The organism is Granulicoccus phenolivorans DSM 17626 = NBRC 107789 = JCM 15570, assembly GCF_000423085.1.
In the GTDB taxonomy this organism is placed as follows: domain Bacteria; phylum Actinomycetota; class Actinomycetes; order Propionibacteriales; family Propionibacteriaceae; genus Granulicoccus; species Granulicoccus phenolivorans.
Genome location: NZ_KE383976.1, coordinates 23565 through 30064 on the forward strand (window position 1 = coordinate 23565; position 6500 = coordinate 30064).

Here is a 6500-nt window from a genome sequence, read left to right on the forward strand (position 1 = left end):
ACCTTCCTTAGCTTGTACTGTTTGACTGTTCGAGACTAGCGACATAGTGCCGTTAGCGACATCATTTTTGAATTGTTCCCACGAATAACCCCAACGTGTGAAATATGGGATCGGGTCGGTGTGGTCGGAACCACCCCACTGTTGAGTAGCTTCCTGATGACAGATAAGACGGTCAACGCCCCAACCATGCGCGGCAAGACGTTCACGTACGACCTGGATAGCTATCTCGATACCTTTACGGAAGTCTTCCTCGTTAGTCGCCTCGCAAATCTCAAGACCTTCAACGTACGGATTACCGTCGCCAACTTGGAAACATAAACGGTTGTAAGGTACTGTGTGAAACGCTTCCGCCCAGTCAGACACGAGGTGCACAGCATACAAGTAGTTACGACTCCATAAGCTGACATGATTCGCGGCGGTCGCGCCCACGTTTGCAGTGGAATGCACGCAAAAATACGAAGCATTAAGACTACCGTGACCATTATTCACAATCTTTTCTTGTATTACACTCACAATTTTTTCTCCTTCCTTTTATTCTTGAATATCGAATTTGTCTACGTTTAAACCGAGCTCACTTGCCGTCCTCTCTACTCCGCTCCTGATTTCATCAGGCAAGCGAGGTTTCGGATGCTCGTCTAACCAATCCTTATCAAGCATTTTGCACATAGCATTCAGCCAATGCCCGAGCGCTCGCACATACGCGATAGAAGAAGATAGTTGCTGCTCAGCGTCATAGAGATTTGCTTCTGCTTGACGGCGTTGCCTCATCTCATCCGACACAGCATGAGATAAGCTATTTAGTCTTTTGTCTGTATCTTCTAACTGTTGACGGAGCAGTGACTCAGTTTCAGCACGCGTCTTATCCGCATTCTGCTCATTACTCTTCGCTTGCGTTCTACTCGTGATGAATGCGACAGCGAAACTAATAAGGCCTGTGATGAGCGCGACAAGCACGTTATCCACGTCGAAGGGACTCATAGGAATCACAATTCTTTTTTCTCCTTAAAAATAAAAAAGACCACACAACATGTGGTCTCCTAAAAAATTTTTCGCCTAAAGCACCCGTCAAGCAGTAAACCACACGCCCAACACTTGTAGATATCGCGACTGTGAGAAGTTACCGTTAATCTCGATACCACCGCGACTATTCACAAGCAGGCTCGCGACCGTACTCGAATTATCGCTACACGTGATAACACCTTGACCAGCAGGACGATAGCCATCAGGAATCGTCTCCGACGCGTTAAAATGCGCATTCGCACCACTGGCAGACGTGAGCACCTGCTCAGACACCACAACCAAATTACCCGTTTTACGCAAAGTCACCGGTCTATCCATATACGGTAGACGCGCAGTAGTGCTTGTAGCATGTGTAAGACGATAATCAAGATTACGGAGAGTTTCATTCGTCTGCGAGAAAGGCTGCAAATATTCAGTATTCTCAAACGCCTGCACTGTTGGGGTCAAGCCATTCCAATGCACAACAGCAATAATCATATACGTTTCAGACGGCGTATTCAGCAGACTCGTGGTAATAGGAGGTACACCAATACCCTGATTGATGACACCCTTAATAACCGCCGCGGAGACAGTTTCTACGCCAGTACCCGTATTCCTGGAATAATGTAAGCAGATGAGGTCGTCGCGCGTGGAACCTGACGGTACACCGTTACCAATGTTGATGCTTTCCTGGACACTAATCTGCACGTAGCGGCCATTCCACAACCATTCGCCGACAGGCAGGTTTACTGTGGATGCGGAAGCTAGTGTTGGTGTCCAGTTTTTCGTCAGCAGGTATTGTCCGTCGCCCATAATGCGTGCGTTCAAATGTGCAGCATCGTCAGCTGTTACGTGAGCCATGTTTTGGCGGCTCGTGATCATGTGGATAGTCATTGTAAGCTCCTTTTATTTCTTGTCCATGAAATTATCGAAAAATGTGTCAGCCTTAGCCATGAGTTTCAACCAGTCTTCCGAACAGTACCGGCATAGGACAACGTTCACGTCTGACTGGTTAGCGCGAATAAACTTCTTTTCCGACCACTTTTCTTCTGCAGCCTGCTTCGGGCCGATAATCTGTTTAATACCGCACCGGTCGCACTCGTACTGTGTTAAGCCTGTTTGGATACCCATTTTTAACCTACCTCCATAGAAAGGGTTTTCACACCCCTACTGATTTTGATGATGAGCTTGTTAATACTTGCCGACACCGTCATGCCGGTTGGCATGTCGGTAATCGAAAAACTTGAATCGAGAGGATACTCTCCGTCAGGTTCTTTCACCTGCAAAATCTGCCGATTCTTCAACTCGTCGGTGAGCTTATCCGCAGCATACTGAGCGATTTTGTCTTGTTCTGTACTGCTTGCCTCGAAAGTCATCATGTAAGATTCAACAAAATTAGAAGGCTTCGAGGTAGTAACCTGTTTACCATCCCAATATGCGTGCCCGACAGCACGGTTACGCAGCTCACCAGCACCCAAAGCGATGGCATGAGTAATAAACTTACTGTATTTCGTCGCATCATAACTAATATTCGCGCTATTGATTGTCATATCATCCGACGGGATGAAACTCAACAGGATACGAGCATTATCGTCAAATGTTAAGCGGATAATCATATGATTCTGCTTAGCGAGTTTGCGTAAACCCTGCCAGAGAGTGCAGTATCGTTCAAACTGGTAGTCGATATTCACCGGCGGAATACTGTCAAGCAGAACACTACCAGTCAGACCAGTGTCAGCAAGCACCTTAGTTAGACAGTCAGAGAGTGTGCCCTTGACTGTGTAATAGTCCTGTCCAGAGTATGGTTGCACGATACGCTTATCAAGCACGCCTTGCATGCTCGTACCATGGAAAGTAATCGTATAATAACCATTCTTATACACGCTTTCCACTCCATCCACGAAGCCGGCAATATCAGTGGAATCTTCCAAGCGAAAAGCGGACATTGTCACATCAACAATGTCCGCCTGCTCAATAATCAGTTCGAAACTATTCTCCGTATCCCCATACGCGTAGTCGAGTTGGAAATTCTCTGTCTGCGCATACGGTTCAAAACTATTCCCCTTGTAGAGTGTTACGCGTTGAACTGTGTTTCTTGCCATAATGGACCCCCTGAAATCTCGTGAACAGTAACATCAAATTCAAAACCACGTGACCAAGAAACCGTGTTCGCGCCAGTCGTAAGCTCGCCGAATACATCCATGCCAGGCTTGCGAGCTGCTTTACTAAACACGTTCGACTCTTGCCCCGTCGCATCAAACAAGCGTACAGTCCTATCCAACCCGTTAACTTTCAGGATTCCGCCAGTAGGCACAGTAACGTTCACATTGTAAACGTTACCCCCAATAGTGATACTTGGATTCGTTGCCTGCCCGTAAACAGTTAGGCTAATTGGTGCGCTGCTTAACGTTTCCACGCTCAACGATGTCGCATAATCGAACTGTTTACCGAAGTTATACGAGTAATCGTGTGGATAGTTCAACCACTCATCGTCATCCACGCTCGTGTAAGAGGTTTTGAAACTTGTTACAGTGTCACGATGCCACTTACCATCAAGCAGAACAGCAGTAATTTTTTACGATAAGTGTTCCTCGGCGGATAGCGTCAGCCTGCGTTTTTACCAAATATGCCGACTGTTGCCAATCATCCACATACAATACACCTGGAGTACCGTTCTCCACATCAACCGTATACGCCTGTTGAAGCTCATTTAGCAGATCGTAATCAGTCGTAGTCACGGTGAACGATGCTTCACGAGCCACGCGAGTTACGCCAGTAATGTTATGTGTTGACAGTGAGTAATTCCATACGCTGTCGCGAATATCATTACCCACGCCACTCGATATGATTGGACTATCCAACGAGTATTTTTTCTGCAGTGTTCCACTAAAATACGTGAACCGGTTAAACATAACAAAAACCACCTTAGAGAATGTTGTTGGCGAGCATGAGCCGTTGCAGGTCACGTTTCGTCAGGTCTGTTTCTTGTCCGCGCACAATGACCGGCAGATAGTAGGCGAGCATGTTCACAAGCTGGCCAGTCGCCTCATCACTGTTGTTCGTTAAGCCTGCAGCGTTCGATAGGGCTGTTGCCCATGGTTTAATGTTCGAGTTAGTGTATGGGACGATGGCTTCCGCACCAGCTTCACCCAACACTGCAGCGCGAGTAGCAATACCACCCTTCGCATACCAGTCCACGCCAATAGACGGCAAACTAAAATGTGCAGGGTCAAGATTGAAACTACCGCTCACCTTAAAATGAGGAAGCTTAATAGGCGGCAGCTGCAAATGCAGGTTGCGGAAGAAACCAGCAATAGCATTCAAAGCGCCACTAATCGTACTCTTTGCACCATTCATCGTGCCGCTAATCGTATTCGCAATAGCACTAAAAACGCCACTAACAATACCCGTCAAACCGTTGAAAATGCTCGTAAAAACGTTACTGATAGTAGACAAGACGCCTTGCACAACGGCAAGCACAGCATTCAAAGCGCCATTCGCAATACCTGCAAGACCGCCAAGAATACGCTGCATACCGTCAGCGGCCATCTGCCAGTTACCAGTAAAAATACCAACAAACGTGCCAACAATAGCTTCGATAACACCGACAACGGTTTGGACCACGCCTGATACGACTTGCATCGCCGAAGTTACAAGATTAGCCACCATCGTAAACGCTGTACCAAACTGAGCCACAAGGAAGCCGACTACAGCGCCCAATGCTGGTATCAGTACCGTGATAAGAGTTCCCACGATCGCACCGACAAGCACGATAACAGGCTGCAACGCCGGTAGGAACGTGCTCGTAAACACGCCTGCCACACGACTTACCGCCGCTTGAATACTATCGAAAGCTGGTGCAACTTGTGCGGCAATAATACTGTAAGCAGTATTAAACAAGTCTTGTAGAGTCTGCCATATTGGCATAAAAACGCCAGACAGTATGCCAGAAACACCCTGCACACTAGCCGTCAATGGTGCGAAAACATTACCAACAAGACCACCAAACTGTTGAAAACCACTAATAAGCGAAGTGACAACAGTAAACAGTATTTCCATGGCCGCAGTAGCAGTACTAAATACTGCAGTGCCTAAAGGTTCGAGAGCACTCTTGATACGATTCTGCAGTAGCTCCCATGTTTCAGGCCAATCCTTGGTAGCCTCCTCAGTCCCCTCAATATCACCCTTAGCGCCAAGAGCATTCTTACCAAGCTCTTCCATGTTCACGGCGCCACTCTTCAACGCTGCAACAAACTGCGGAGCGTTACGCGCACCAAAAATATCCTTAGCCGCGTCAATAGCAGCCGCATCATTACCAGCCTTAATAAAATCTTCAATCGACTTCACACTGTCGTTGAAGGTCTTTTTAACATCGCCACCGTTTTCGGCTACAGCTGTTAAAGCTTTCTTCATGCTGCCCATGACAGCGTTCGCGTCAATACCAGCCTTGTCTAACTGGCCGGCAAGGTCAGCCGTATCCTTGAAGCTAAAACCGAGGGACTGCATGGCTGGGCCAGCATTTTTAACGATGCCGGTTAACTGGTCGAATCCGATACCGGTCGCCTGGCTGACACCAAACAGGTAGTCCATGTTTTTGCCGACATCTTTACCAGAAATGCCGAAAGCGTTCATGGCTCCGGTCAACTGGTTGATATTGATGTCCTTGCCGAGGATTTCGCCTAATGCTGCGGTTTTCTTCGACACGTCAGTCAACGTGCTACCGGTTAATCCCATGCGGGTGTTGAAATCAGCGACGATACCGCCAGCCTTTTCAAAACTAATCGGCACGCTATTGCCGACTTCGGTAGCGGAAGCTGTCAAACTGTCTAATGCTTTGCCTGATGCGCCTGTGCCGACAACAATGCTATCGGTCATTCCGTCGAACTCTGAGCCGATGTCTTCCAAACCGCCAAGCACAGCGCCTGCAAGAGCAACACCCGCAGCAGTTAACGCGGCAACACCAGCACCACTAAGTACTGCTTCAGCACCTGAATACAGGCTCGTACCAACCTCGCCGCCAACGCCAGCAATACTACCGCCCAAGCCTTTAAGCTGGTCAAGCAGGCTAGAGCCAAGAGTTTCACCACCACTCTTACCGGAACTCGTGGCAGCAGTTTCCATGGCTGAACTCAGCTCTTTAGTAAGGTTGCCCTCAATACCATTCGCGGACGGCATCACCTGTACGAACGCGTTAGCAACAGTTACGCCACTTTCAGCCATGAAAAACGCCTTTCACTAGTCAGTCGAGTAGTACCAAGCCATGAAATCTTTACGAGGTATCGCCCCCTTGCCGAAATGCTTCTCACCCTTATCTGGTTTCGCCCATGGGCTCGGGAACGGTTTCGGCTTACGCACATTCGAACCTTTTTTGCTATGCGCGGACGCGTACAAGTATTCGACGGCGCGAATCTCATCAATCAGAGCGACGATGAGCCTGTTCGTGATAAGAGTGGAATCCCAGCCGGCAAAAGTCTTATGCTGCGCCTGCCAGGTATGGCTTG

The 6500-nt window shown here is 48.2% G+C and carries 8 protein-coding genes; all 8 read right to left on the minus strand.

Features of this window, described 5'->3' with window-relative positions; all coding sequences use genetic code 11:
- The coding region (locus G531_RS27145) for a peptidoglycan recognition protein family protein (protein ID WP_211221920.1) at positions 1–513 on the minus strand (513 nt) is incomplete at its 3' end.
- Between the two features lie 18 nt (positions 514–531).
- The gene (locus G531_RS25960) at positions 532–978 is read right to left on the minus strand and encodes a hypothetical protein (protein WP_021618642.1); all 447 of its coding nucleotides are present in this window, start codon (positions 976–978) and stop codon (positions 532–534) included.
- Positions 979–1065: 87 nt separating this feature from the next.
- On the minus strand, positions 1066–1893 hold the full coding sequence (locus G531_RS25965; RefSeq protein ID WP_021618643.1) for a hypothetical protein: 828 nt from the start codon (positions 1891–1893) through the stop codon (positions 1066–1068).
- 239 nt (positions 1894–2132) lie between these two features.
- Positions 2133–3101 (minus strand): hypothetical protein, encoded by a 969-nt coding sequence (locus G531_RS25970; protein WP_021618645.1) that lies wholly within the window; start codon positions 3099–3101, stop codon positions 2133–2135.
- Positions 3074–3499 (minus strand): hypothetical protein, encoded by a 426-nt coding sequence (locus tag G531_RS25975; RefSeq protein ID WP_022857390.1) that lies wholly within the window; start codon positions 3497–3499, stop codon positions 3074–3076. Before G531_RS25975 ends, G531_RS25970 begins: the two co-directional genes overlap by 28 nt.
- Positions 3500–3551: 52 nt before the next feature.
- The gene (locus tag G531_RS25980) at positions 3552–3923 is read right to left on the minus strand and encodes a hypothetical protein (protein ID WP_155827992.1); all 372 of its coding nucleotides are present in this window, start codon (positions 3921–3923) and stop codon (positions 3552–3554) included.
- A 1-nt stretch (position 3924) separates the two neighbouring features.
- The gene (locus tag G531_RS25520) at positions 3925–6219 is read right to left on the minus strand and encodes a phage tail tape measure protein (protein ID WP_022857392.1); all 2295 of its coding nucleotides are present in this window, start codon (positions 6217–6219) and stop codon (positions 3925–3927) included.
- A 15-nt stretch (positions 6220–6234) separates the two neighbouring features.
- Positions 6235–6500: hypothetical protein (locus G531_RS26580; RefSeq protein ID WP_035759936.1), on the minus strand; the 266-nt coding region annotated here is incomplete at its 5' end.